Source organism: Pseudoalteromonas sp. SWXJZ10B (assembly GCF_015864475.1).
In the GTDB taxonomy this organism is placed as follows: Bacteria; Pseudomonadota; Gammaproteobacteria; order Enterobacterales; family Alteromonadaceae; genus Pseudoalteromonas; species Pseudoalteromonas arctica.
Genome location: NZ_JADYXD010000001.1, coordinates 425,765 through 452,643, shown reverse-complemented (window position 1 = coordinate 452,643; position 26,879 = coordinate 425,765). Strand labels below are relative to the sequence as shown.

Below are 26,879 nucleotides of genomic sequence, written 5' to 3'. Positions count from 1 at the left end.
AGTTAGTTTCCTAACTACGGATTTTGCATGATCGTTTGGATCGGTCAACCGGTCATTTTCTTAACTGATCGGCATTAGGCTAAATAGCCCACTTTATAGTTTTAACATGTTCTTCCCTGCAGAGCGCTTACGCGCTCTTTTAGATTAAGCTAATGCACAACGATTTTTTGCTTAATTGCTGGCATTAATGTTTTACCATTGCCGTCTACTTTGTTTAACAATTTAAGTCCCATCACTTTTGCAAGTACTGGGTAAATATCAAGGTTATTTACTTCTTTAAGGCTTACACCTTGTTTAAATGCAGGGCCTACAGCAATAAATGATGCTGCCATATCCTCGGTATATGCATAACCGTGAGTCCCTAAATAGGTTGGTTTTTTACCATTGGTAAATACCGCTGGCGCTGTAGTTTGCACCACAATATCGCCTACGCGAGTGCCTTTATTGTAATGATACGCTGCTAATTGCTCGTCAGTTAATACTGTATAACGACCGTTTGACGCATCTCGTAAACGTGCTTTGTAACCTTCAATATCAGCGTTTTTAGCATCCGGTTGGGTATAAATAAGTAAACGTGGGCCAGTATTTTTAACTAAAAAGTTTTCATCTTGAGGCAGTGTGGTTACATCAATGCTTTTATCTGGATCTATACTCGCCATACCATGATCCGAGACAATAACTAAGTTTACCTCTTGCTCTAATTTACTTAAGCGAGTTTGTAATTGCCCCATTAATTCATCAAGCTGTTTAACTGCATCACGCGTTTGTGGTGCGTCTGGCCCAAATTCATGGCCCATGCTATCAACTAGCGAAAAGTAACTCGCAATAAAACGTGGGCGCTGTGCTTTTGGTAAGCTTAACCACTGAATAATTTGATCAACACGGCTTTGGTAATCGCTGTATTTAGAATAGTGATAAAAGTAATCTGGTGTCATGCCGTTAAATAATGCATCTGACTCAGGCCAAAAATAAGTAGCCGATTTAAGTCCCTGCATTTTGGCTAAATTCCAAAGCGGAATACCCTTTACCCATGTGCTATCGCCCAATGCTTTGCCCATGCTGTAACAGTCGTTTTTACGCGCTTTATCACAAAAGCTATTATCAACAATGCCATGGTTTACTGGCAGTAAGCCCGTAATAATAGAAATATGGTTAGGAAACGTTTTAGTTGGATAAACAGGTATTAGCTTTTGTGCGCGAACACCGCGCTCGGCCATTGCTTTTAAATTTGGCGCGCCGTGTTTTTCAATATAATCCCAACGCAGGCCATCAATTGATACAAGCACCACAGTTTGCTCTTTTGCAGCAAATGCGCTGTTCATTCCTAACATTAGGCAAATTGATACTGCCTTTAAAATCCACTGTTTCATTATAAACACCTATAAATGCACAACAATTACTCAAAAAATTATTTTAAAGCAAGTTGTTACTTTATGATACAAACTGATAGATTAAACCCTGTATATTAAAGACAAATGACTATGTGCTAAAAACTATGCCAGTCATCAATTGTAAAAAAGGACAAGTATAAAGATGACCATAGATTTTAGTAAAAAAATAACGCCAGCACGAATGTACCGCACAACCTCTAACTTACAGATGGCGCTAGAAAGCGACCGTGGCCGTATTATTAACAGTGCCGCTATTCGCAGGCTGCAGCAAAAAACACAAGTGTTTCCGCTTGAGCGTAACGCAGCTGTTCGTTCGCGCTTAACTCACTCGCTTGAGGTACAACAGGTTGGTCGTTTTATAGTGCAACGTATTTTTGCTAATTTAAGCTACCAACAGCAAAAAGATTACGGCTTAACCGACCTAGAACGCCCGCTAGAAAGCTTAGTAGAAATGGCCTGCCTAATGCACGACATAGGCAACCCACCGTTTGGGCATTTTGGCGAAGCGGCTATTAACCACTGGTTTAATAACAACCTAGCAAGCGTAACACCCGAGCGCTGTAAAGAACCAAACACCGGTATAGGTGTTGTTTTTAAACACCTTGCGCTTGATATTTGTAACTTTGAGGGCAACGCTCAAGGCATACGTATAATTCATTCTTTGCAAACGCTTAATTTAACCTACAGCCAAAGTGCTGGTATTTTAAAATACACTCGCCCTGCTGGGCTTGATGTAAAAGACATACCCCAAAATAAAAACTACTTAATGAAAAAAGTGGGTTACTACTACAGCGAAAAAAACTTTGTTGAAGCGCTACAAAAAGAGCTCACTATTGAGCCTTACTGCCGCCATCCTGCAAGTTACATAATGGAAGCCGCCGACGACATTTCGTATTGCCTAGCCGACATAGAAGACGCCGTAGAAAAAGACATAATAAGCACTGAGTTGCTGTGCGAAAAACTTAAAAGTAGTTACAAAAAAGTATTAATAAACCTGTTAATCGACGACGCTCAACATCAAAATTTTGTAGACAAAGCAGTAGACTACGCACTAGAACGTGCACAAGCACAACCCTATAATTTTAATAGTGAATTTTTTATATACTTGCGGGTTGCATTGCTACATCCGCTAGTAAATCACGCCGCAAAACGCTTTATCGAAAATATAGAACCTATTTATCATGGCGATTTTAACCAAGCGCTTTTAGAAGATAGAAGCCATCTACATGCAGTAACTAAAACACTAAAGCAGGTAGCGCTTGAGCATGTATTTTCAAACAAAGAAGTCGAAAAATTAGAGCTACAAGGGTATCGCATAATTAATGGTTTGCTCGATTGCTATAAACCATTACTGCTACTAAACAAGGATGACTTTAAGCGTGCACTAAATGGCGATTCACGTTTATTAATAGAGTCGCGACTTGTTAAAAAGCTCTCTAAAAAGCACTTAAATAGTTACCAACACGCAATAGATGCGATGCAAGAAGAGCCCGATCACTTTGCGGCATACGAGTTTTATTATCGTTGTAGATTAATCCAAGATTATATAAGCGGTATGACCGACCAATTTGCTTACGATGAATATCGCAGCCTTATGGTTATTGATTAGTTGTATTACTCTGGATAATTTTTAATTTTGCGCTTAAAATCAAACTATTAATATTTAAGCGCGCATAACTTCATGATATCAAAACTAATTGGATTTACCCTTTGCTTTGCCTTATTTTATAGTGCGCAAAGTGCTGCATACAACGAAGCTATGTGCATTTTAATTAAACAAGAAATACAGCAAAATAGTAATAATAAAGCGAGTCAAAAATATCGTAAAGCTGCGCGTGATTACAAAAATAACTGTAATAAGCCAAAAGAAATTCAAGCACAACCTAAGCCCCAAATAATAGAGCCTGAACCGACTATTATTACTCAGCCACAACCTAAAATTGTTGAACCTGCCCCTGTAATTAAACCCACTGAAGAAGCTGTTAAAGAAAGCATCAACGAGCAAACCCTTAATTTAACTAATGATCAAAAACAACAAATAAACGATCAGCTAAATACCAACAGTAACGAAATAGTAATTGATGCAGAGCCAACAAAAGCAGCACCCGAGCAAGTAGTTACAGAGCAAAAAAACGAAGCTGTGATAGAGCAAGTAAAACCGGCAACGCCAGAGCAAAACGTTCAACCTACGCCTGAAAAGCCTGTACCTGTAAAACCAGCAGCAGTGTTAACTAAACCAGCGCCAGTAATTACGCCGCAACCTGTAGCGCAGAGCCCAAGCTCGTTACTTTTACCCACTTTAATACTTGTTATAGTGGTACTTATTGGCGCTATGATAGTCGTGCGCCTGCGCCGTGCAAAACAAAGCAAAGCGATGGCAGAACCGACTATAGCGGCTCCACCTAAAGTTAAATCAGAAAAAATTGCTACGTCAGCTAAACCTGAAATTAAAGCAACAAAGCCTGCACAAACAACAAAAGAGCCAAAGATTGAGCCTGTCGTCATTAACGAAGCAACTCAAAATAATAAAGCAGTTGAGAGCAGCGTAGCGACAAATGAAGAGTCAGTGGAACCTACTAACACAGCGCAAAATACTGATATTGAACATACAACAACGCAGATCTCAGATGAGCAAAACAACGTAGTTACTCCATCGCAAACAAGTGAAATTGAGTCTGCACAAATGGAGCCAGCAGATACTTTAGAGCAAACAAGTACCGCTACGTTTAACGAAGTAAAACAAAAACCTGAACCTAATACCGCCGAGTTTGAAGCCGCCGCCAAAACAACCTTAGAGCGCATTAAAAATGCCAGCAGCTTTAATGAGCCAGAGGTACGCGACTTTGACCCAGATGCAAAGCCAGTAAAAAAACAACGTAAGCACCATACAGCGCAAGTAACGGAATCTGCGCCAATAGAAGCTGAACATAACACTGTAGAGCCGGTTATTAGTACTCCCGAGCCAGTAACAGCGAGTGAGCCGGTTATAGATTTACACGCTCCAGAGCAAATATCTGACGCCCAATCGACTACGTATACAACCGAGCAAGACTTTAAAGAACCAGAGGTGCGTACATTTAACCCAGATGCACCATTACCTGGTGAAAAGCCGACGCCTAAAAAAGAAGACGCGATACCTGAGCAAGCACAAACAACACTGCTAGTTGATGAGCCAGTAATTGAGCCTAAAAAAGCGGACAGTAACAATCCATTTGCTAACTTATCGTTAGACTCAAGCTGGGATCCTGACTCGGCTGAAAAGCCCACAATAGAAGAGAAAAAACGCGCGCCAAAATCGCAAGCTTTAATAGATGCAGAAGAACGCGCTAAAAACATGCAAACCAAGTAGTAAGTTTTAAAATAACGCTTCATATTGTGAGGCGCTATTTTCGTAACCAAATAATTAACTGCTTTTCACCGTATTACTTACACTCTTATCCCATCCTAAAATGCGCCTTAGTAATTAGAAGCTTCGCTTCGTGCGCGAGCAAGCTCAGCGCCTAGTGCAATATTCAAGCTTGAGAGTCTTTTGTGAGCCTACAATTTGTTGACGCGATGGGTGCTGAGCATACATTTAACAGGTGGTATTTTTAGACTGGAGTTTACGGCTACGTTATCCGCAGCCATAAATTAAAGTAACTTGGTCAACATGCCCTAATTAAAAGTCCTAGTTAACAGCCCTAGCGGTACGTTTATTTTTAAGCTTTAACCCGCCAATTAATAGCAGTGGCCCTATAAACATAGCAAGTCCATACACGCCACCGGTAACCGCGTATTCTGGTTTATTCAAAAAGCTAATAGCAATTAAAATAGCTAACGATGCATTTTGAATTCCAACCTCAATTGAAAGCGTCAGCGTCAGCGTCAGCGTCAGCGAATCAGTTAAATTTAATTTTGAACACTTAGCAATTAACCAACCAACAACCATTGAACCAATATTAAGTGCTATGCACGCCCAAAATACATCGTTAAATGAGCTAACTAATAAATCGCGCTCTTTTATTACTAGTGCTGCAATCATCATAAGCATAAAAAACAACGAGAAGCGTCTAAAAAACGGCTCTGCTTTAATGGCAAAATCACTTTTAAAGTGACGTAACCAAATGCCTATAGCAACTGGCACTAAGGTAATAAAAAATAGCCCTAATGAAGTAATTAAAATAGAGAAAGTAGCATCGTCTGCTGGGGCAAACTGGCTCATAGCAAAGCCAATAATAAACGGTGTGGTTATTATACTAATTGCGGTAGAGGCAGCGGTTAAACTTACCGAAAGCGCTAAATTAGCTTTAGCAAGCTGGCTTACTACATTTGACATAGTACCGCCTGGGCAGGCAGCTAATATCATTAAACCAATAGCTATAGGCGTTGGTAGGTTAAGTAAATAACACAGCCCTAATGCTAATAAAGGCATTGCTACAAGTTGGCCTATTAAACCCATAACAATGGCGAGCGGGCTTTTAAATAGACGAGTAAAATCGTTTGTTGTGAGCCCAAGACCCATACCAAACATAATAAGTGCAAGGGCGAGCGGAAGTATTACTTCAGTTAATATAGATGCATTCAAATTAGACAGCCTCGTTTGTTATTGTTTTTAATTGGAGTGTTAATTTTTAAGTTAACTGTATACCAATTCGCTTAATTAAGTGATCTATTTTGAGGATAGAAAAACGTGTTGATAGCTAGGCAAAAAATTCGCTATTTAGTTGTTCTAAATGAGAATTTTTTAACACAGGTAGCGACACATTTAGCCCCGAAAAATGATTAAGTATTATTGCGGATTGGTATAACGCCCCTTTACAATAAATCCTAATGCTAGAAGTATTACTTATTTAAAATAGTCGCAATGCGTTTACCCAGTTCTGGAAGTACATCTTGCTCAAACCATGGATTCTTTTTAAGCCATATATTATTGCGCGGACTGGGGTGTGGAAGCACTAAATAATTTGGCCAATACTCACGCCACGATTTTACTAACTCCGTAAGTGGCATTTTTTTAGTCTCCGGTAAATGATACGCCTGCGCGTATTTACCTAATATTATTGTCAGCTCAATATTTGGTAGTGCAGCCAATAATTGCTCGCGCCATGCTGGGGCACATTCTTTTCTCGGTGGTAAATCACCCGACTTCCCCCTACCCGGGTAGCAAAAGCCCATAGGTAAAATTGCTATATTATTAGCGTCGTAAAATTCATCACGTGTTAGCCCAAGCCATTCTCGTAGGCGGTTTCCGCTTGCATCGTTAAACGGCACGCCTGTTTCGTGAACTTTTATACCCGGTGCTTGGCCTGCGATTAAAATACGTGCGTTTGGGTTAAATTGTATTACAGGTCGAGCCCCTAAAGGTAAATGAGGATCACAGATCACGCATTTACTAACTTGGTCTATTAATTGGTGACTATTCATGTTTATTTGGCCTTAAATGCTTAATTTTTATCCTAAATGGCCATTTAGGATAAATGAGTTGGTAAAAAATCGGTTTATTTTATCTAAAATGGCGATTAGTTAGTAAAATCCTGATCTTTAAGCCTAAATGCCCTACAGCCCTTATAGTACCTAGTGTTCTTTCGCCCATACCGCAAATTCGTTACCACTTGGTTCTGTAAAGTGAAACCGACAACCGCCAGGAAACTCAAAAATAGGTTTTAATATTACTCCGCCAAATGTCTCTACTTTTTTAAAGGTTGCGTGTATGTCGTCGCTATAAAAAATAAGTAATGCTGCCCCATGCTGAGTTAGTGATTTTAATGGAGCCTGAAAAATCCCACCATCTAACCCCTGCCCACTAAACGCCGTGTATTCTGGGCCGTAGTCAGTAAACTGCCAATTAAATACATGACTAAAAAAGGCCTTAGTTGCGGGTAAGTCGCATGCAGGAAACTCTACGTAATTTAGTTTTTCGTGATCGCTCATCGTTATTTCACTCTTTATTTTTACTCAGTTTATTAACCTTAAGCTTTACATGCAGCCTGTGCAATATCATTAAACAATAACAGATCAGTATTTTACTAAGTAATCTGAACTCTGGATAATAAATCTATCTCGAGCAGCTATTTTCAGCGCTAGAGAAAATAAATTTAAATATCACCATAATTCAATACGTATAAAACCTGTTAACCAAGGTTCAGGTTAAGTAAGAAGGATAATTTACTAAAAGTTAGTCGCCGTAAATGAGAATAGCTATCTTTTGTATTTGTAACATATATAATAGCGCCTTTGTTTTATCCTCAGCTTTAAATAAAGGGATTAATTAACTATGCAGGCACCTTTGCACAGTGCGCCATTCGATAAGGTGAACGTAATTGCGCTTATAGTAAAAAGCGTAAGCAGTTATCGAGTTTTGGTATTTTTACGTTTTTTTATTGCCATAATTGGTGGCTATGCCTTTACCTCTGCAAGTACTGCGTTATTAAGCTTTGTATTACCAATAGCTAAGCAAGACGCTGTACTGTTTAGTGTTTCAATCAGCATTTTAATTTATGCCGTCGTATTTATTTATGCCTTTAGCGTTAAATCATTAAGAAAAGTTTGGATCAGTATTTTACTAAGTACAGGTGCGTTTATCGGATTGCTTGTATTACTAAAGGGTTGGGTATGAAAGACAGCTTTTTTAGATCGATGACTTGGTTACACACTTGGGTAGGGTTACTCGTTTGTTGGTTATTATATTTAATATTTTTTGCAGGAACACTTAGCTTTTTTAGAGACGAAATAACGCTGTGGAATCAACCTGCCATACATAATGTACAAGCCCAAACACAGCGTATAGAAGCGCAAAAACAACAAATAATTACAGGGTTTGATTACTTAGCTAACCATGGAGCTAACTCATCAAGCTGGCGTATTACATTGCCTGAGCCGCGTATTCCTTATTTAATTTATGGTTATGCAAAGCCAAAAGAGCCAGGCCAGCGCCGCAGCCAGTTTAAAAACACACAGTTAAACCCTAATACCATGAAAGAGCTTGAGCCCTTTGTAGATACTAAAGGTGGTAACTTTTTTTATCGGCTACATTATGATTTACATTACATGGATGCAATAACCGCACGCTGGATTGTGTGCTTTGCTAGCTTTTTTATGCTAATTGCCATTATATCGGGTGTGGTTATTCACAAGCGTATTTTTAAAGATATGTTTAGTTTTAGGCGTAATAAAGGTAGCCGTACGTGGTTAGATGCACACAATTTAAGCTCTGTGCTTGCCCTGCCTTTTCATTTAATGATTACTTACACGGGCATGATTACCCTCATATTTATGTTGTTTCCCTATCCTGCTCAAACGTCTTACGATAACGGCATGCGTGGCTTTTTTAACGATGTAACCCCTCGCAACACCATGACCGATAAAGCCCAAGGCGAATCGTCAATGGTGCCGATTCAAAGCATTTTGGATCAGGTTTATACTAAGTGGCCTCATGCAGATATTACTCGCGTACAAGTTAACCAACCAAATATGGCAGCTTCAACAATTATCGTATTAGTAAGCGCAGGTAAAACACTACGTGACCAAGCACCACGCTTAATATTTAGTGGTGCTATAGGGCAAATGGTTGCTAAAACTGATGACGAGCTAACTAGTAGCAAAGCGCTTTACGAATCACTTAATTCAATGCATACGGGGCGTTTAGCTACGTGGTTGTTGCGCTGGTTATACGTATTAGGCGGTATTGCAGGCTGTGTAATGATTGGCTCTGGCTGTATTATGTGGGCTAAGCGAATTCGCGAGCGAACTAAAAATAACGTTAAACCTTCGTTTAGTTTAAAACTAGTTGAAGGGTTAAACCTAGCCACTATTATGGGACTTCCACTGGCAACGTGTGCATTTTTTATCGCTAACAGACTACTTAGCCCAACTACCGCAGAGCGCGCCGATAAAGAAATACTCGCGTTCTTTTTAACATGGCTAGCGGTTGCTCTTTTAGCACTTATAAAGCGCGACACACTGCAATGGCGAGTTATGGCAGCTATAAATGCTGTTGCATGTTTAAGTGTACCGGTTATTAATGCCCTTACAACCAACGGTAATATAGTTAGCTATTTGATGCACAAACAGTGGGCTTTATTTACTTTTGATGCACTGTTTTTATTGTTTAGTATATTGTTTTTTATACAAACCGAAAAATTACGTACTGCTAAAAACACCTCAAAAATAATTAGCCCTAACCAATCTAATAATCTTAAAAGGCAAAAATCATGATTGATTTACTTGGTTTTAGTCTGTGTTTGTTTGGTTTTAATGGTTTTGCACTGGCTAAGTTTAATCATTTTAAAGATGTATTTAAAAAACGCCCTACAGAATTACAAAGTAAAAGCCTGCTATTTATTGCTTGGATCAGTATTTTACTAAGCTTAGTACTTTGCGTAACAACTCAAAGTGGTTATGGCGCGTTACTATTTTGTGGGTTTATGAGCCTAAGTGTCTTAATTATAATGGTTTTTTATAACTTTTTAGTAGGCTACGTAAAGTGGTTTAGTGTTTTAAATAGCGTGTTAGTTGTACTAAGTGGGTTATTTTTAGCGTTAAACTAGCTTTAGTTAGTAAAAACGTGATCCGTTACTTTCCCATAGATTAGGGCGTGTTGATCTTTGGTGGGTGAATTTGCAGCAGACTGTTTGGTATTTAGGCAAGGCAGAGCCTATGTAGTGTGGTTATTCCCCATAAATAGGCGATAACGCAGCATAAATACCAAACATGCGCTGCCCTTTGGGTTCTTTCTAGGGACGATTAACTCTTTGTTGCCTACATGGATGTAGGTAAGGGGCGTGAGCAGGACGCGGAAGCTTTGCTCGGTTTTTACTTAGCCCACTAGGTTACAAACCTCGCGCCGCGATTTAATCGCCCCTAGATTGAACAGATTTCAATCCACAAAGATCAATACGCCCTAGGCAAAAAAAATGGCAAGCTATATAGCTTGCCAACAATAGGGGATATTCAGTGTTCCTAATACTTACTGTCTCACTGTAAGTGCTAGCAATATAGCGTTTATATATTTAAGTTACTTTACAGTTAGATGACGTTTTTATTACCACTTTAAAAGCGCATACAGCTAACTGTAAACCCCCTTTACATGCTCTCTTGATTTACCCAAATAATTTGATCGGTAGCAAAGCCTAACTCTTTCGCTTTAGTTAAAAAGTGCTCTTTAAGCTCTTTGCTAACTGTTGGTGTACGCGACAAAAACCACAAGTAATCTTTGTTGTAACTGGTTATAAAAGCATATTGGTAATCGGGTTGGTCAAGCTCAAAAATAACGTAAGCGCCGTAAAATGGACCAAAAAACGAGACTTTAAAATGCCCTGTGTCGGTGTTTTCAACAAACTTAGCTAAGCCCTCAGCTTCATCCCACTTTTTATCATCCGTTAAATAACCTTTGTTAAGGACCTTTACTGTGCCGTCGTCGTTAATAGAATACGTAGCGGTAACTTGCTCCATACCTTCTTCAAATGAGTGATTGAGCCGCGCTATTTCAAACCACTTTCCTTTATATTTTTGTATGTCGAAGTTTTTAACGGGTATTATTCCCTCAGGAGGGCTGGTACAGGCACTAAGAAAAAATAGCCCTGTAATAAGTAAACCGTATTTTATGGCCTTCATGTAAGCTCCTTTTCGATTATGTAATTTATACTATTTCACAAGAATAAAATTTGCTATAGGATCGTCTTAATTCTAAAGCAATAAGAATGACCATAGCATGAAAATTTGGGTAGATGCAGACGCGTGTCCTGTCGTTATAAAAGAAATACTTTTTAGAGCGGCAGAGCGTATGAAAATCGAGACTATTTTAGTGGCTAATCACGCAATGCGTATTCCGCCGTCAAAATACATAAGTCGCGTTCAAGTATCGTCAGGCTTTGATGTAGCCGATGATGAAATAGTGAAACGTATTGAAAAAGGCGATTTAGTGATTACTGGCGATATACCGCTGGCGAGTGAAGTAATTGATAACGGTGGGCAGGCGCTCAACCCGCGTGGCGAGCTTTACACCACGGAGAATATTCGCTCAATACTTAACGTACGCGACTTTATGGATACCATGCGCTCAAGTGGTGTAGAAATGAGTGGTGGGCCGCCTCCACTTAGTCAAACCGACCGTCAAAATTTTGCTAATAATCTCGATCGTATTTTAGCGCAAAACAAGGCTAACTAACTTGAACACACAATTAGTTGGCTTAGGCGATACGCAATTTAGCGTGGCAGTGTACGTAGCAAAAGCGCCACCAATGCCGTTTTTTGAAACACTTCAATGCCTTGAACCGGTTATAAATGAGCAAATAAATACCATAAACCAGCACTGTGGTAATGGTTGGCGCAAAGTGTTTAACGTGTACGCCAAAGTATTGTTTGCTCTACCAAGTGAGCATTACTCATTTGCTAAACAAGCGTCTACTTGGCAGCAATATCGCGATGAGTTTTTACTGCAAAAGAATAGTAAAACGGCCCTGTTATTTAGCGCGCCTAATATTACTGTTACTTGTACAGATAAAGCTTCGAATAATAAAAACCAACTACATATAATCGCAGGTCGTACGCACGCTAAAAGCTTACTCCAACAAGGTAAGCTTAATGCTCAATTTGAGTGGCTCGACGACGAATTTGCAATAGATACAGCCAACAACATTATAGTATGCCCGTATTTTGATTACAGGCAGCTAAGTAATATAAAAATAGCTAGGCTTAGCGAGCTAGTTGCAAAACTAAAAAATAGTTAAAAGTACCTAAATGCACACGTATTAAACAAAGGTAGTGGTGCTTAGCTTAAAAGCTGAATCTGCCACTTATATAAAATATATTATTTGGATTTTAAATTATGACAGAAAAAGAAAAAATGCTATCTGGTCAGTATTATGACCCAAGTGACCCTGAGCTTATTGAATTACGATTAAAAGCTAGCTTAAAAACGGAGGCGCTAAATCAAACAAGCGTTATTAATTTGGGTGAAAGAGCTCAAATTATACATGCGTTATTTGGCTCAACAGGAAAACAAGTTCATGTAGAGTCATCATTTAATTGTGATTATGGGTCAAATATTCATGTAGGTGAAAATTTTTATGCTAATTTTGGCTGCGTTATTTTAGACGCTGCGGAAGTTAATATTGGTAACAATTGCTTTATTGCACCACAGGTTGGAATTTATACCGCTACACACCCTATAAACCCAATTGATAGAAGAAGTGGGCTCGAATATGCAAAAACAATAACAATAGGAAATGATTGTTGGATTGGTGGTCATGCAGTCATAAATCCAGGCGTTACTTTAGGTAATAATGTAGTTGTTGCATCGGGTGCTGTTGTTACAAAATCGTTTGGCGATAACGTTGTTATAGGTGGGAATCCTGCAAAAATAATAAAAATGATTGAAAGTTAATTTGCTCAACTTAAAAACTAAGCGACTCTTTAAACTTACTCCTTTTATAGTATTTAATACCAATTCCATTAAGTATGTGATCTAAATTTTACGCCGAAAAAACAATTCAGTTCTAGGCGTAAATTGATGTAAATGGTTGTTCCCTTTGCGAAATTGACAACAAAGAAATGGGTTGTTTTAGCAAGTAAAATAGATCTGCTATTTATTGGAATGGTATAAGCTTAAACCAATCGCCAATAGAGCCTTAAAATTTGATCGGTGTTTGGGATATTGTCGAAAAAATAATAGTTAAACGAGATAGTAATTTAATTAAAAAACAGTTTGAAAATAGACTTACTTATTTGAATTGAATTAGGTTAATAAGAGCGACCATGGCCGGAATTTTAGAGTTAAACCAATTATTAAAATCAATGCAGCCAGAGCTTAAGCAAGGCGAGTATATTTTTTGTTGTTTGGCAGGAAAGCTTGCTGATTATGTTCATTTAGACCCACTTGCCACTTACGTTGAAGAGGAAGGGCTAACCCTTATTTTAAAAGCTGAAACCGCCGATAAAGCAGGTATTACCTTTGAGAGTAAATATAATTTAATTACTCTTAACGTACATTCAAGCTTAGAGGCCGTAGGGTTAACCGCTGCGGTATCTGCAAAGCTCACTGAGCATGGCATTAGCGCTAATGTGGTAGCTGCGTTTTATCACGACCATATTTTTGTACAAACAGATAAAGCACAAGCTGCAATGAAAGCACTTGGAGAGATTGGTTAGGTTGCTGGTGAAGCAACAATCTGATTGATATGAATATTGGAGCGTCGGGTGGCGCTTCACTTAACCGACCTACGTTTCATAATGCTCTTGTATTAAAAGCTTTATTAAAACCGCTTTATTTTTTATTACAAATAATAACTCTCAAATCACTCAACCACCAACTTTGATACTACCCATTTATGAAGCGGGTTTTTATTGTAGCGCGGATGCCATGCGGCTATTACGTCAAACGGCGCGGGTAACTGTAGCAGCTCTATTTTTACTAGCTCTGAGCTTACTGCGCGTGAGGGTAAAAATGCGATAGAGTCGGTTGTTTCTAGGTACATCGGCACAATAGAAAAACACGGTGCCGACACCACTACGTTACGCGTTAAATCAAAGCTTTTAAACCAATCGTCAATAGACCCTTTAAAATTTGGACGCGAAGGCGAGGCAATAATACTTGGATAACTGGCGATTTCAGCAAGGCTTGGCTTAGTTCCTGCTATTGATGAATTCGGCGAGGTAACACAAATATGTTGCTCTTCAAACAATTTAATAATGGGATATAGTCAGGAAATGCAATAGCAAGGTTTACTTTGCCGTTTTCCATTAAATCGTGCAGGCTGTCTATCTCGAAGTCTCTTATTATAAGCTTTAAATTTGGCGCTTGTGCCCGGAGTACTTTAACCAATGCTGGCAAAACGACTTGCTGTGCGTAGTCGGTAGCGGCTATTACAAACTCATCATTAACTGTTTTTGGGTCAAATATTTTAGGTGCTAATAATGCCTGAAAGTCGTTTAGGAGTTTGTCTATGTCTACCGACAACTCCTCTGCATAAGGTGTAGGCACAAAGCCAGTGGTTTTTCTCAAAAACAGCTGGTCGTCAAACACATCGCGTAACTTTTTTAGTTGCTCACTCACTGCTTGTTGGGTTAAGCCCAATTTACTCGCTGCTTTTGAGGCGTTCTTCTCGCGAATGAGCGCTTGGAAAATACGCAATTGTTTTATATCTAATCGGTCTAACTTGCTCATGCTGCTGCCAGTGTTATTTAGTAATAATATTTAACTTATCACATAACCAAATTATCTTGTATCTCTTACATAAAAGGGTTGTTTCTAATTGTTAAAATACTCCCTTACTATGCTCCTACACACTAAAGTGAACAAATGATTGGAGCAAACAATGAAAACAGTAATATTAATAGGCGCACTAGGAAAAATGGGTCAAGCGGCATTAACCGGTTTATCTAAGCATAAAGTAATTACAGCGGGTCGTTCGGGCGATGTGGATCATATTGTTGATATTACCAGCGAGCAATCAATTACTGAGCTGTATGAAAAAGTAGGCCATTTTGATGCCGTAGTTAATACCGTAGGTTTATGTGAGTACGAAACGTTTGCAGATATGAGCGAAGCCCAGTGGATGAGCACTATTATGAGCAAAATGATGGGGCAAATTAACCTTGTACGCATTGGTCAAAAGTACATTGCCGATAGCGGTTCATTTACGCTAATTAGCGGTATTTTAAACGTTAAACCTATTCCGTTTGCGATTGCTGATGCAACAACTAGCGGCGCAATAGATACGTTTGCAAAATGCGTATCACTTGAAATGCCACGTGGCACACGTATTAATGTGGTTAACCCTACCGTACTTGAAGAAGCATGGGACGTATACGGCGAGATGATGCCAGGTTTTCAACCAGTGCCAGGCAAGCTTGTAGGTAAAGCGTTTGAGCGTTCGGTTGATGGCTTTATTACTGGCGAAGTTATTTTTGTAGATGCATAACTACCCGCCATATTGGTGAGAGATGCTAGCAAACTAATAAGCGCTTTGTATTTACAGTAACTGCAAAGCGCTTTAAAACATATTTTAATAGGTGATGAGATGAAAAAATTAATACCCGTATTTGCTATATTATTGGCTGCAGGTTGTGCCAATGTAGCGCCAAGCTCGCAATATGCTAGCGAGCCAGGTGCCGACTCTAATAAAGAATGTAAAACAATACCGCGCCATAAGCACACAGTTCAGTGGTGTAAGCCACATTCTTCTAAATAGATCGATAAATTAAACTACATACCCACTAAAACCTAGCGCTTTAAAATACAGCTTTGGAATACCAAATTTGCACTCATTTAGCAGCTCGCTAAAGCGCATTCTATCGAGTGGGTAAAACTCATTTTCTAAATCGTGTCCCATTTGTGTTTTACCGGTTTCGGTTAAACCTAATTGCGCACACGTGGTAAGTTGAGCTTCGCGCTCAAACGTCGTTTCGGGGCGCATTAAATCAGCAATATAAAGGAGTGCATCTTTTTTAAGATTGCCCTTCATTGTTTTTAATAGCTGCTTTTTATCGCCATTGTCTTGTACAAAATGCATGACTAATAAACATAAAATGGCATCAGCTTTAACTGATAATTTATCAACAGGACCATTGTGAATCGTTACGCGACTAGTTATGCCCTGCTCGTCAAATTGCTGCTTTGCAATTGCTAGCATATCGGCTGATGTATCTTGCGCGGTAAATTGCCATGTTGGGTTTAATGCAGCCAGTGCGAGCACTTCTTTACCTGTGCCTGCCCCTACTACTAAAACATGTGCATTGTCGCTTAGCGTTGCTTGTAGCTGTGCGCTAGTTAGTTGGTGTAATAACTCATAACCTGGGACTAAACGAGTAATGCGGCTATCGTATTGTGTTGCTTGTTCGCCTGTAAATGTTGGCATTTTTAAACTCCCTAATAGCTATATAACTTCAACTGTGGAATATCCACCTGGCTTTTTGGCTACATGCACTTGAGTGGCTACGCGCTCGCTCATTTGTGTTACGTGCGATATAACGCCTACTTTTCTACCTTGTGCTTGTAATGAATCAAGAGCGTCCATTGCAATGCTGAGGGTTTCGCTATCTAACGTACCAAACCCTTCGTCAATAAACAAAGAATTGATTTGCACTTTGTTTGACGAAAGCGATGCTAAGCCAAGTGCAAGCGCTAGTGATACTAAAAATGACTCACCGCCCGAGAGCGTATTAACAGAGCGTTGCTCGTCGGCCATGTCGCGGTCAATAATCGCAATGTCGAGCGTTTGTGCTATTGCCGTTAATTCGTAGCGCTTGTTGAGTGTTTTTAAATGGCTGTTAGCGTAGTGCAGTAATATTCTTAGCGTTTGTGTTTGCGCTAAGTTACGCATTTTTTTACCTTCTTTATCTCCAATTACCTTATTAAGTAAGTGCCACTGCTCAACCTGCGTTTTAAGCGTTGTAAGTTCAGCTTGTTTGCCTTCAAGCGCCTTTGCGTTTTGGTTATGTTGCTCAATGGCAGTATTGGTTGCCAGTAATGAACTTTGCAGCTGTGCTTGTTGCTCGTTTAAGCTGCTTAGTTGCGTACTTAAAGCCTCCGCGCTTTGCGTTGGTTTATCGCTACTGTTGTGTTTTTCAAGCGTAAGTTGCTGCTGTTTTAATGCGGCATTTGCATCGGTTAGCGCTTGAGTTAACTGCTCGTGCTGATTTAAATGCGCTTTAATAACATCGCTACTAAGTGTTAGTAAAATTTTGACCTGTTCGTGCGTCGCATTGCTATATTGCGCTTTAAAGTCAGTAAACCACTGGTTATAACGTGCCTCAAGCGTTGCTAGCTCTTGGCTGTTTTCAAGCAAGCGTTGCTCAACATTTTTAAGCGTTATGGCGTGCTCATCTCGTTGTTTTATAGCGTCGTCATATGCTTTTTGACTGGCTTGAACCAGCAATTGCAGTTGCTCTTGCGCACTTGTAAGTTTTGCTTGGTAGTCGTCTGCACTTATTTGCTCATTATTAAATAAAGCTGAGCGCTCACTTTGTACAGCGTCTAATAGCTCTTTAGCTTTTACAAACTCTTCATTAAGTACTTTTAACGATTGCTCGTTGTTACTTATAAGCGGTGTGAGCTGCTTTATTTGCTCATTAGCAGTGCCTTGACGTTTTTGGCTTTGATCAAGCTGCGTTTGAGTTTGCTGATACTGCGTAACTTGCTCATGCAATTGGGTAAGCTCAAGCGTATTGGCTTGTAGTTGCTGCCAAAAATCACTGTTTTCAAATTGATTATTAAGCGTTGTACCAAGCTCGTTAATTTGCGCACTTAGCTCGCTATGCTTACTCGTTAACTGGTTTTGCTTATGTGTAAGCTCAAGGTGTTTATTACTAAGCTGCTGCTGTGCTTGCTGCTCTGCTTTAAGTGCTGCTTGTAGCTCATTTACTTTAGTTTGCAGTGTACGTTGGCGTTTTTGCTGCTCAAAGTATTGCGCTTTTTGCTCCGTTAACTGCTTATAAGTGACCTCAAGCTGATCAGGCGTTAAGTCGTTAAGCTCGGTACGTGCGCCTTGCATGGTATTTTTAATGTCGAGCTGTTTGGCTTTTGCTGTTTGTATTATTTGCTCAAGTTGTCCGTGTTCAGCAGTTAATACGGCATATTGAGTTTGGTGCTTATGCAGCTCGCTTTGTGCATGGTCAAATTGCTTTTTAGCTATATTAAAAGCATTTTCAAAATCAGTAATTAAGTTATTTAATTGCTGATTTTGATTTACCGCATACGGGTGCTCAGTAGCGCCGCATACCATGCAAGGCTCATTAGAGCGAAGCTCTGTGCGTAAATGTTCTACGTTTTCGCTGGCTCTTAAGCGCGCTTGGTTAAGTGCGTACTCGCTACCTTTAAGCGCTTGCTCGCTGGTTATTAAATGCTGATTAAGTAAAGCATGGGCTTGCTGGCTTTCATTTAACTGCTGATTAAGTACTTGTTGGCGGTGAGTGCTTTGTTTTAGTTCTGCGTTAAATTGCCCGTAGCGCTCTCGCTGCTCTTTTAAGTAATCAATACTTTTTAGCTGCGCGTCGCAGTGCTCTGCATTAAATTCATTAAGCTGAGTATTTAATGCCTGTAAAGTTGATTGCTCGCCACTAAGTGCCACCTCGCATTGCTGCACTTTATTATTTTGCGCATTTAAAAGATCGTTCTGACCTGCAAGCTCGCTATTAAGAGTTTGGCTTTGCGTAACGTTTGCGGCTAATTGCTGCTGTGCACTTAAGTAAGTAGTAAAGCTTTGCTTATAATAGCTCCAATCTTTTGCTAAAACATGCAGCTGCTCATGCTCATTAAGCCATTGCTGGCTTTTTGTAGAGTCGGTATTAGCGAGTTCTAACTCGTTACTGCTTTGCTTTAACTGCTGATTGAGTTCATCAAGTTGCGTTTTCTCTTTAGCTATTTGTGACTCAGTACCTTTTATACTTTGGCTTTGCAAAGCAATGTTGCTGTCGAGCTCGCGCGCTTTAGCGATAACGGGCGCTGCATTTTGTTTTTGCTCATTGGCGTTATTAAGCTGCTCGGTATGTTTGGTCAGCGCAGTACTACACTCATTAATTACCGCTAAATGATCAACACTTTTAAGCGTTGTAATTTGCTCATTTTGCACCGTGTTTTGATCTGTTAACAAACTAAAACGGCTGCGGTTATCTTTTATTTCAAGCGCTTGTTTAGCTTGTTTTGCCTGCTCGCTTTGCTCAACGATACTTTCAAGCGCTGAACTTGCTTGTTGCTGCGTTTGCTGTGCTTGCAGTAAGTTTTGCTCAAGCACTGTAGCTTGCTGATACCAGCTAAGTGCTTTTTCTGTTTTGGTCAGCTCTTTTTTAGTGTGTTCGGTTTGCGTTTTTAAATCGGCTAACTTGGTTTGTTGTAACTCAAGCTCTTCGCTTGTTAATAAGGTATAGCTTTCAAGGCCTGCTTTAAGCGCTTCAAGCTTTGCTACTTGCTCTTTATGGCGTTCAAAAATACGCACGCCAATACGGCTAAACTTGTCGGTGCCTGTTAAGCACTCCAAAAGTTGCGCTCGCTCATCGCCCGTAGCTTTTAAAAAGGCAGCAAACTCGTGTTGCGCTAATAAAACCGCACGGGAGAATTGCTCAAAGTTAAGCCCTATTTTGCTTTCTACTTCTTTTATTGTGTGGCTTTTGTCAGCTATTAGGGTTTCGTCTGGCAGGGTTACTAATGTGTGCTCTGCTACTTTAAGTTTGCCTGTTACTTTTTTATGGGTGCGTGAAATTGTATAGCGTGCACGATAAAGCTGTTTATCTTGCCCTAAAAAGTCGACCTCAGCGTAGCCTTCCCAGGTACCTCTACGCAGTAAGTTTCGCGCATCATTTAGCTTAATGCTGTCGCCGTTAAACTCTATTAAATTACCTTTATCGCCACGTAGCCGTGCTGTTTTTGTATAAAGCGCTAAACATATCGCATCTAAAAAGGTACTTTTACCTGCGCCGGTATCGCCTGTAATGGCAAATAAACCCGCGTCTTTTAATGGGGCTTTAGTAAAGTCTATTTCAGCGTCAACAATTGAGGCCAAGTTATGAATACGAACTGCGGTTATTTTCATAGTTGTTCTTGCTCCGTTAGCTCGTTTATCACGTCACTTAAAAGTGCTTTTAGCTCATCGGGTACGCTTTGCCCTGCCATGTCTTTATCGTTTGCGAATGCTTGTTCTAATAGGTTTAGTGGGTTGAGCATTTCAACCTCGCTTAAATCTTCAAATACGGTGCTGTCGTCATTGTTAGCTAATTGCTCGCGTACGCGTTCAATACCACAAAATTTAATATGTTTACCTTCAAGTGCTTGTTCTATTTGCTCTCTGAAGGTGGTGTCGGTATCGCTCGATTTAAGCTTTACACGTAAATAAGGCGCTATTGTATTTTGTGATGTGTCGAGTGCTTTTATTTGCTCGCACAGTTCACTTAATGGAACGCACTCCCCTTTTGGTAAAACAATTACATCGGCAGAGCGCGGAATGTAAAGGGGGTTTACAGTTGTACTAATATGTTGTTTTTCATCAGTAATAAACTCAACAACATTTACTTGGTGCGTGTAGTTACGCTCTGAAAACGACATTGGAATGGGTGTGCCGCTGTAGCGAATAACATCGCTTTTAGCAACTTGTTGCGCTTTGTGTAAATGCCCAAGAGCAACATAGTTGGCTTGTTTACCAAATACATTAGCTGAAATAGAATCTTCACCGCCTATTACTAAGTTACGCTCAGAATCACTTGATATATCTCCGCCTTTAGCGTGTAAGTGCCCCATAACTATTAATGGTGAGTTTTGCTCATTTATATTAACAGCTTGCTCTAGTGCAAGTTCGTAAGCTTTTGCAACGCCTTGTGCATAGCTAGAGCCGTTTTCAGTTTGGCTAAGTGAACTTACATCGCTTGCGCGTAAAAATGGCATAGCGACGATTACAGCGCGTTTACCATTAGTATTTATGGTAATAACAGTTTCATCGGGTATTACGGCATCAAAGCGCCCTATTACGTGAGTATCAAACTGGGCTAGTAATGGCTGAGCTGCCAAAATACGATTTGCAGAGTCGTGGTTACCCGCAATAATCACTACATGTAATAGTGGGCATGCTTTTTTGGCATCTTTAATAAATTGATAAAGCTGATTTTCGGCGCTAGCACTTGGAGTCGCTGTATGATAAATGTCGCCAGCAACTAAAAGTAAGTCTATTTGTTGATCAACAAGAGTGGCTAATAGCCAGGTAAAAAAAGCTTGATGTTCAACACGGCGATCGTGTTCGTAAAATTGTTGGCCAAGGTGCCAATCTGAGGTGTGGAGGACTTTCATGTCGCGCTCTTAATAAAACCGTAAGAGCGCCAATATACCCAAGGCAGTTAAAGATGCAAGCCTAAGACCCGCATTACTTTAGGTTAAACTGTACCACGCTGAAAAAACAACCGGCAATGCTAAAAGTGCCATTAATAATGGGATTTTTAACGTTTTAGTTTGTTTTGCGTGTAGCGCCTTTAGTGCATTAGTTTCGTTGCACGCTGCTACTTTATCGATATAAAAATAACCCGAATCGAGATACTGCTTACAGTTATTCTCACTTGCTGGAATCGCAATTAGTTCTTGTTGTTTTTTTAGGATATAAAAATCCATAAGCCCACCGCATTTCTTGCTAGTAATCGATATTAATTTGAGGATAAATATGACGAATTTATTTGCCTCAAATAAAAAGGTTGGCGATTTTAAATATAAACGGCACTAAAGATCAACCTAAAAATGCACTATTTTTAATTTATCGTACAAATAGTTAATATTACTGAAAACACAGCAATATTTGCGCCAATTAATAGCCACTTTTTACTGTGTTTTTGTTCAGTAGATAGGCGTTTAAGCGCATCTTGCTTATTACAACCCGATACCACATTTACATAGGAGTAATGGTTTGCTTGATAGCGCTCAAGTAATGCTTTTTTAGCAGGAATTGCTTCGAGCTGATGATCTTTTTTTACAATGTAAAATTTCATATCGTGCCCCTACAAATTGCGACTTACTTTTAATTTAAGCTATTACTATGAATTAGGCCTGAAAACCCTAAATTCAAGGGCTTGTTCCTGTTTTGACACTTTAAATCGAATTGCTGTTTGTAAACCCCCTTTACAGTTTTTATCCATTCGTATTTTGTTACAAATTAATTGTACTTTTTAACCTAAAAAACGAAGTGAACATCACCCTAAAAATACGGTATTTGGTCGCTAATTTATTGAAGCTTGCCGATATTTTTGTCAAAGTACGCTCACAAAATTATATTAGGACTAACAATGAAAAAAATAGGTCTTACGCTAAGTGCTTTAATGTTGCCATTGGCAATATCGAGTGCAGCTATGGCGTCTTCGGTTGAGCAAACAAAAGGTTCTTTTGTTGATAAATTTCGTCAATTAGACGAAGCACTGCCAACTCCAAACGTTTATCGTAGTGCCGCTGGCGAACCAGGTGAAAAATACTGGCAGCAACAAGTTAATTACGATATTGATGTAAAACTAGATGAAAAAAAGCACCGTATTACGGGTAGCCAAAACATCGAATACAAAAATAACTCTCCACATACGCTTAAATATTTATGGTTGCAGTTAGATCAAAATATTTTTAAAAGTGACTCAATTGCCGAAACAACTAAAACGTTTAAAAGCACTTTAGAAAGCTTACCAGCCCAAAAGCCCGCTAAATTAAGTTTAGGCGAGCTACGTCGTCAACAGTTTATGAGCGACAACGAACTTGGTTATACAATTAGTGGCGTTAAAGATGACGACGGTAAAGAACTACGTGTAACGGTAGTTGATACCCTAATGCGCATCGATTTAAACGAGCCATTAAAACCAGGTAAAGAAGTCGAATTTAGCATGAACTTTGCCTTCAACATTGTTGAAGAAGATGCAGTGGGTGCACGTTCTGGTTACGAGCACTTTGAAGAAGACGGCAACGACATATTCTTAATTGCTCAGTGGTTTCCTCGTTTAGCGGCTTATACCGATTACGAAGCATGGACAAACAAGCCGTTTTTAGGCTCAGGTGAGTTTACGCTTGAGTTTGGTGATTACGATGTTGAGATTACTGTTCCGGCAGATCACATTGTATCGGCAACAGGTAAACTTGATAACGCGAGCAAAGTACTTACGAGTACTCAGCGTAAACGTTTAAAGCAAGCCGAAACATCTAAGCGTCCTGTGTTTATTGTTAACGCAGAAGAAGCGCTAGAAAACGAAAAAGAAGGCACCGACAAAACTAAAACGTGGCACTTTAAAGCGCAAAACGTACGTGACTTTGCTTGGGCGTCGTCTCGTAAGTTTATGTGGGATGCAAAGGGTTATCAGCAAGGTGGTGACGTTCAACCTTTAGTTATGGCAATGTCGTTCTTCCCTAAAGAAGGTGGTGACTTATGGGAGAAGTACTCAACTGAAGCGGTAGTACACACAATGGAAGTGTACTCTAAGTATTCTTTTGACTACCCATACCCAACTGCGCAATCGGTAAATGGCCCTGTTGGCGGTATGGAATACCCAATGATTACCTTTAACGGCCCGCGTACTAAGTTACAAGATGATGGTACACGTACTTATTCTCAAGCTGAAAAGCGCTTTTTACTTGGCGTAGTTATTCATGAAGTGGGTCATATTTACTTTCCAATGATTGTTAACTCAGATGAGCGCCAATGGACGTGGATGGATGAAGGCTTAAATAGCTTTTTAGATGGCGTTGCTGGTCGTGAATGGGATCCTACTATTCCTTGGGGTGTTGAGCCTCGCGATATAGTGAGCTACATGAAGTCTGAAAACCAAGTACCTGTTATGACTCAGTCAGACAGTGTATTACGCTTAGGTCCTAATGCTTATACTAAACCTGCAGCAGCCCTTAATATTTTACGTGAAGTAATTTTAGGCCGTGACTTATTCGACTTTGCATTTAAAGAGTATGCTCAGCGCTGGAAATACAAGCGCCCTACTCCAGCTGATTTTTTCCGTACAATGGAAGAAGCCTCTGGTGTTGATTTAGATTGGTTTTGGCGTGGCTGGTTTTACACCACAGACCATGTAGATATCTCTTTAGATAAAGTATATCAACTACGTTTAGACACTAAAAACCCTGATATTGATTACAGCCGTTTACGTGATATTGAAGCAGACAAACCTACTTCATTATTTGTTGAGCGTAACCGCGCACAAGGTAAAAAAACATGGGTTGAGAAAAACTCTGATGTTACCGATTTTTATGACGAAAACGACCGTTTTACTGTAACCAATAAAGAACGTAACTCGTACAATAAGTTTTTAAAAGGCTTAGAGCCGTGGGAGCGTAAAACGCTTGAGCGTGCTTTAGAAGAAGATAAAAACTATTACGTTATGGAATTTTCAAACCTTGGTGGTTTGGTAATGCCTATTTTATTAGAGCTAACATATGAAGATGGCACTAAAGAAGAGCGCTATATTCCTGCTGAAATTTGGCGTCGTAATTATAAAAACGTTCAAAAGCTGATTGTTACCGATAAAAACAAACCGCTTGTATCAGTTACTGTTGACCCAGGCTGGGAAACAGCTGACGTAGATGTTGAAAACAATAACTACCCTCGTCGTATTATTCCTTCACGTATTGAAGTGTTTAAAAAGGAAAAGAGTAAAGCTAAAGTAAGTCGCGATATCATGCAAGATATTAAAACTGAGCTTAAAACTGATGAGAAGAAAGACGAAAAGGATGACGGTGAGGAGCAGCAATAATGCGCTTTTTGCTTATTATTGTTTGCCTTTTAGTTGCTGCGCCAAGTATGGCGCATCAACTAAAGTCGTCAGTTACAACCGTGCTTTTTAATAAACGAACGCATAATGTTGAATTAATGCATCGCTTTTATTTACATGATACCGAACACGCCGTAGGAACATTGTTTAAAGGCAAAATTGATATTATTAGTAATAAAGCCGACCAACAACGTTTTGCTAAGTATGTTGAATCGCATGTTGCTCTACAAACGTTAAGTGGTGAACCTTTACCACTTAACTTTGTGGGAGCACAAGTTGATGGTAAGTTTTTTTGGGTTTACCAAGAAGCACCAATTCCTGAAAATATTGAAGGAATTAAAATGAGTAATGGCGCACTTCGTGATTTATGGCCATCTCAGGTAAATATGGTAAACGTTGAGGGCAAAGGTAAGATTAAAACTTTAAACTTTGCTCAAGATGATACTTGGCTCGAAGCCCGCTTTGAGCAAAATTAATATTTAAAACTTCCCCAACCGACGCGCACAGCAGTTGTTTATGTGCGCGTTTTCTTCATACGTTTAAACTGCGTTCATGTTTGATCTGTTATTTGTAAATTTACGTAAAATTTGTGAGTTCAATTTGTATATTTACCTTTTTTTGCGCATGATATATCAAGCACTTAAATTACTTTGTTATCAATAGATTGATAATGGTGCGTATTAATATTTAAATATAGTTAGTTTCATTTATCCCTTTGTATTTACCGGCCTAGGGCATAAGCAGTAGAGAATTTTATGTTTAAATTTCATTTAGTAATAACTAAATTCAGGGAATGATATGACTACTCAGGTTGAGGCTATTTTTGGAGTGATTTTTGATTTAGATGGAACATTGGTTTCATCAGAATTAGATTTTGCATTAATAAAGGCCCAAATAGGTTGCCCTTGCGAGCAAGACTTACTTGATTACATTGCTCAGTTGCCCTCACCGTATATGCGTGAAGAGGCAATGAATATAGTTCACCAACACGAATTAATAGATGCACAACATGCCAGAATATTACCTGGTGTGAGTGAAGCTATTCATGCTTTAAAGTCTAAAAATATTCCGATGGCGATTGTTACTCGCAATTTTGATAAAGCAGCGGCAATTAAATTACAAAATAATCCACTCCCTATCAGTACAGTTTTAACACGAAGCGATGCCCCAGCAAAGCCAGATCCCAGCGCTTTAAATGCCATTGCTACACTTTGGAACATTAACGCCAGAAATTTACTTTATGTAGGCGATTACCTTTACGACATTCAAGCTGCGCACAATGCAAATATGCGCGCGTGTTTATACGCTCCAGAGTCAACGCCTGCTTATGCCGATCAGGCAGATTACGTTTTACATGACTTTGTTGAATTAGTGACATTAGTTGAGAGTTATTCTGAAAAAATAGAGTTATGTTAAATAGCGCACTATTAAATTTATTTAAGAATAAGTGCTACGTTATTTAAATTACAAAATAACGTTTGTTCCTAGCCCAATACGTTTTGAATTGGTAAAATACCGCAAAACGTAACGTATTCATTAGGGGCAAAAAATGGGCAGAGCATTTGTAGTTCGTCAAAGTTCTATGATCAAAACAGCTAATGCAAAAACAAAAGTAAACTCAAAGTATGGTAAAGAGATTTACGTTGCAGCAAAAAGTGGCGATCCCGATCCCGAAGTAAATCAAACACTACGCCGTCTAATCGAAAAAGCTAAAAAAGACCAAGTACCCGCGCACGTTATCGATAAAGCAATTGAAAAAGCAGCCGGTGGCGCAGGGGAAGATTACTCTGTTGCCCGTTACGAAGGCTATGGTCCTGGTAATTGCATGGTTATAGTTGACTGTTTAACTGACAATCCGAACCGTACAATTAAAGATGTACGCTTACCGTTTACTAAAACAGACTCAAAAATTGGTACTCCTGGCTGCGTAGCACATATGTTTGATCATTATGCGGTACTTGGCTTTGCGGGTGATGACGACGAAATAGTATTAGAAGCATTAATGATGGCTGATGTTGATGTTAGCGATGTTGAAGCCGAGGACGGTAAAATATCGGTATTTGCACCGCCAACAGAATACTTTAAAGCTAAAACTGCCCTTGAAGACGCATTTGAAGGCATTAACTTTGAAGTTGACGAAATTACGTTTATTCCTCAAGTTAATATTGTAATTGAAGACGAAGAAGTTATTGCTAACTTTGATAAGTTTATAAATATGCTTGAAGATTGTGACGATGTACAAAACATTTATCACAATGCTATTGTAAAAAATTAGATTTAATTAGCTAAAAGATT

At 39.4% G+C, this 26,879-nt stretch carries 27 protein-coding genes; 15 read left to right on the top strand and 12 right to left on the bottom strand.

Annotation, left to right across the window (positions count from 1 at the left end; all coding sequences use genetic code 11):
• Nucleotides 1–149 precede the first annotated feature (149 nt).
• Nucleotides 150–1,370 (bottom strand): alkaline phosphatase family protein, encoded by a 1,221-nt coding sequence (locus I6F54_RS01965; RefSeq protein WP_165728810.1) that lies wholly within the window; start codon nt 1,368–1,370, stop codon nt 150–152.
• A gap of 163 nt (nt 1,371–1,533) precedes the next feature.
• Between I6F54_RS01965 and dgt the strand changes: the two genes are divergently transcribed.
• On the top strand, nt 1,534–3,000 hold the full coding sequence (gene dgt / locus I6F54_RS01960) for a dGTPase (RefSeq protein WP_007583580.1): 1,467 nt from the start codon (nt 1,534–1,536) through the stop codon (nt 2,998–3,000).
• Nucleotides 3,001–3,072: 72 nt separating this feature from the next.
• A complete protein-coding gene (locus I6F54_RS01955) occupies nt 3,073–4,740 on the top strand; it encodes a cell surface protein (protein ID WP_197139459.1) in 1,668 nt (555 codons plus the stop codon).
• A 318-nt stretch (nt 4,741–5,058) separates the two neighbouring features.
• Here the strand turns inward: I6F54_RS01955 and I6F54_RS01950 are convergent, their stop codons facing one another.
• The 3 genes from I6F54_RS01950 to I6F54_RS01940 all read right to left on the bottom strand — a co-directional run bounded on the left by I6F54_RS01950 (nt 5,059) and on the right by I6F54_RS01940 (nt 7,301).
• Nucleotides 5,059–5,955 carry a bile acid:sodium symporter family protein gene (locus I6F54_RS01950; RefSeq protein ID WP_197139458.1) on the bottom strand — a complete coding sequence of 299 codons (897 nt, stop codon included), beginning with the start codon at nt 5,953–5,955 and terminating at the stop codon, nt 5,059–5,061.
• A gap of 257 nt (nt 5,956–6,212) precedes the next feature.
• A complete protein-coding gene (locus I6F54_RS01945; protein WP_197139457.1) occupies nt 6,213–6,794 on the bottom strand; it encodes a uracil-DNA glycosylase family protein in 582 nt (193 codons plus the stop codon).
• A 150-nt stretch (nt 6,795–6,944) separates the two neighbouring features.
• Nucleotides 6,945–7,301, bottom strand: coding sequence for a VOC family protein (locus I6F54_RS01940; RefSeq protein WP_007583589.1), 357 nt, complete (start codon nt 7,299–7,301; stop codon nt 6,945–6,947).
• 343 nt (nt 7,302–7,644) lie between these two features.
• Between I6F54_RS01940 and I6F54_RS01935 the strand changes: the two genes are divergently transcribed.
• Genes I6F54_RS01935 through I6F54_RS01925 form a run of 3 tightly spaced genes read left to right on the top strand, consistent with a single transcriptional unit; the run spans nt 7,645 to nt 9,916 of the window.
• On the top strand, nt 7,645–7,986 hold the full coding sequence (locus I6F54_RS01935) for a hypothetical protein (RefSeq protein WP_007583591.1): 342 nt from the start codon (nt 7,645–7,647) through the stop codon (nt 7,984–7,986).
• A complete protein-coding gene (locus tag I6F54_RS01930; protein WP_197139456.1) occupies nt 7,983–9,584 on the top strand; it encodes a PepSY-associated TM helix domain-containing protein in 1,602 nt (533 codons plus the stop codon). Before I6F54_RS01935 ends, I6F54_RS01930 begins: the two co-directional genes overlap by 4 nt.
• Complete coding sequence (locus I6F54_RS01925) at nt 9,581–9,916, top strand: DUF3325 domain-containing protein (protein WP_197139455.1); 336 nt, start codon at nt 9,581–9,583, stop codon at nt 9,914–9,916. The genes I6F54_RS01930 and I6F54_RS01925 overlap by 4 nt, the downstream gene beginning before the upstream one ends.
• Nucleotides 9,917–10,451: 535 nt before the next feature.
• On the opposite strand, the gene I6F54_RS01920 is transcribed toward I6F54_RS01925, so the two are convergent.
• Nucleotides 10,452–10,982 carry a lipocalin family protein gene (locus tag I6F54_RS01920; protein WP_197139454.1) on the bottom strand — a complete coding sequence of 177 codons (531 nt, stop codon included), beginning with the start codon at nt 10,980–10,982 and terminating at the stop codon, nt 10,452–10,454.
• Nucleotides 10,983–11,079: 97 nt separating this feature from the next.
• Here I6F54_RS01920 and I6F54_RS01915 point away from each other — a divergent pair, with 97 nt between their 5' ends.
• The 4 genes from I6F54_RS01915 to I6F54_RS01900 all read left to right on the top strand — a co-directional run bounded on the left by I6F54_RS01915 (nt 11,080) and on the right by I6F54_RS01900 (nt 13,517).
• Nucleotides 11,080–11,535, top strand: coding sequence for a YaiI/YqxD family protein (locus I6F54_RS01915; protein ID WP_007376692.1), 456 nt, complete (start codon nt 11,080–11,082; stop codon nt 11,533–11,535).
• A 1-nt stretch (nt 11,536) separates the two neighbouring features.
• On the top strand, nt 11,537–12,097 hold the full coding sequence (locus I6F54_RS01910; RefSeq protein ID WP_166421460.1) for a DUF6942 family protein: 561 nt from the start codon (nt 11,537–11,539) through the stop codon (nt 12,095–12,097).
• 98 nt (nt 12,098–12,195) lie between these two features.
• Complete coding sequence (locus I6F54_RS01905) at nt 12,196–12,753, top strand: sugar O-acetyltransferase (RefSeq protein ID WP_166421459.1); 558 nt, start codon at nt 12,196–12,198, stop codon at nt 12,751–12,753.
• 371 nt (nt 12,754–13,124) lie between these two features.
• Nucleotides 13,125–13,517, top strand: a complete 393-nt coding sequence (locus I6F54_RS01900; protein ID WP_165741054.1) for an ACT domain-containing protein — start codon at nt 13,125–13,127, stop codon at nt 13,515–13,517.
• A gap of 146 nt (nt 13,518–13,663) precedes the next feature.
• Here I6F54_RS01900 and I6F54_RS20235 read toward each other — a convergent pair whose 3' ends face one another.
• Both I6F54_RS20235 and I6F54_RS20230 read right to left on the bottom strand, forming a co-directional pair.
• Entirely contained in the window at nt 13,664–14,050 is a 387-nt protein-coding gene (locus I6F54_RS20235; protein ID WP_231616973.1) for a LysR substrate-binding domain-containing protein, read from the bottom strand.
• Nucleotides 14,002–14,532, bottom strand: a complete 531-nt coding sequence (locus I6F54_RS20230) for a LysR family transcriptional regulator (RefSeq protein WP_231616972.1) — start codon at nt 14,530–14,532, stop codon at nt 14,002–14,004. The genes I6F54_RS20235 and I6F54_RS20230 overlap by 49 nt, the downstream gene beginning before the upstream one ends.
• A 151-nt stretch (nt 14,533–14,683) precedes the next feature.
• On the opposite strand from I6F54_RS20230, the gene I6F54_RS01890 reads away from it, so the two are divergent.
• Together I6F54_RS01890 and I6F54_RS01885 are read left to right on the top strand one after the other, a co-directional pair.
• On the top strand, nt 14,684–15,289 hold the full coding sequence (locus I6F54_RS01890; RefSeq protein ID WP_165727910.1) for a short chain dehydrogenase: 606 nt from the start codon (nt 14,684–14,686) through the stop codon (nt 15,287–15,289).
• A gap of 99 nt (nt 15,290–15,388) precedes the next feature.
• Nucleotides 15,389–15,559 carry a hypothetical protein gene (locus tag I6F54_RS01885; RefSeq protein ID WP_165727911.1) on the top strand — a complete coding sequence of 57 codons (171 nt, stop codon included), beginning with the start codon at nt 15,389–15,391 and terminating at the stop codon, nt 15,557–15,559.
• A 9-nt stretch (nt 15,560–15,568) separates the two neighbouring features.
• On the opposite strand, the gene I6F54_RS01880 is transcribed toward I6F54_RS01885, so the two are convergent.
• The 5 genes from I6F54_RS01880 to I6F54_RS01860 form a co-directional block, all read right to left on the bottom strand.
• Complete coding sequence (locus tag I6F54_RS01880; protein WP_166421457.1) at nt 15,569–16,225, bottom strand: class I SAM-dependent methyltransferase; 657 nt, start codon at nt 16,223–16,225, stop codon at nt 15,569–15,571.
• Nucleotides 16,226–16,243: 18 nt separating this feature from the next.
• Nucleotides 16,244–19,894, bottom strand: coding sequence for an AAA family ATPase (locus I6F54_RS01875; RefSeq protein ID WP_197139453.1), 3,651 nt, complete (start codon nt 19,892–19,894; stop codon nt 16,244–16,246).
• A complete protein-coding gene (locus tag I6F54_RS01870; protein WP_197139452.1) occupies nt 19,891–21,138 on the bottom strand; it encodes an exonuclease SbcCD subunit D C-terminal domain-containing protein in 1,248 nt (415 codons plus the stop codon). The genes I6F54_RS01875 and I6F54_RS01870 overlap by 4 nt, the downstream gene beginning before the upstream one ends.
• A gap of 78 nt (nt 21,139–21,216) precedes the next feature.
• The gene (locus tag I6F54_RS01865; RefSeq protein ID WP_002959190.1) at nt 21,217–21,453 is read right to left on the bottom strand and encodes a hypothetical protein; all 237 of its coding nucleotides are present in this window, start codon (nt 21,451–21,453) and stop codon (nt 21,217–21,219) included.
• Nucleotides 21,454–21,587: 134 nt separating this feature from the next.
• Nucleotides 21,588–21,824 (bottom strand): hypothetical protein, encoded by a 237-nt coding sequence (locus I6F54_RS01860; protein WP_166421454.1) that lies wholly within the window; start codon nt 21,822–21,824, stop codon nt 21,588–21,590.
• A gap of 294 nt (nt 21,825–22,118) precedes the next feature.
• Between I6F54_RS01860 and I6F54_RS01855 the strand changes: the two genes are divergently transcribed.
• From I6F54_RS01855 to I6F54_RS01840, 4 genes are all read left to right on the top strand, one after another.
• The gene (locus I6F54_RS01855; protein WP_197139451.1) at nt 22,119–24,566 is read left to right on the top strand and encodes a M1 family metallopeptidase; all 2,448 of its coding nucleotides are present in this window, start codon (nt 22,119–22,121) and stop codon (nt 24,564–24,566) included.
• The gene (locus I6F54_RS01850) at nt 24,566–25,060 is read left to right on the top strand and encodes a DUF6702 family protein (protein ID WP_007583614.1); all 495 of its coding nucleotides are present in this window, start codon (nt 24,566–24,568) and stop codon (nt 25,058–25,060) included. The genes I6F54_RS01855 and I6F54_RS01850 overlap by 1 nt, the downstream gene beginning before the upstream one ends.
• A 322-nt stretch (nt 25,061–25,382) precedes the next feature.
• Nucleotides 25,383–26,000: an HAD family hydrolase gene (locus I6F54_RS01845; protein ID WP_024592706.1), complete on the top strand. Its 618-nt coding sequence runs from the start codon at nt 25,383–25,385 to the stop codon at nt 25,998–26,000.
• 133 nt (nt 26,001–26,133) lie between these two features.
• A complete protein-coding gene (locus I6F54_RS01840) occupies nt 26,134–26,859 on the top strand; it encodes a YebC/PmpR family DNA-binding transcriptional regulator (RefSeq protein WP_197139450.1) in 726 nt (241 codons plus the stop codon).
• The last annotated feature ends 20 nt before the right edge of the window (nt 26,860–26,879 follow it).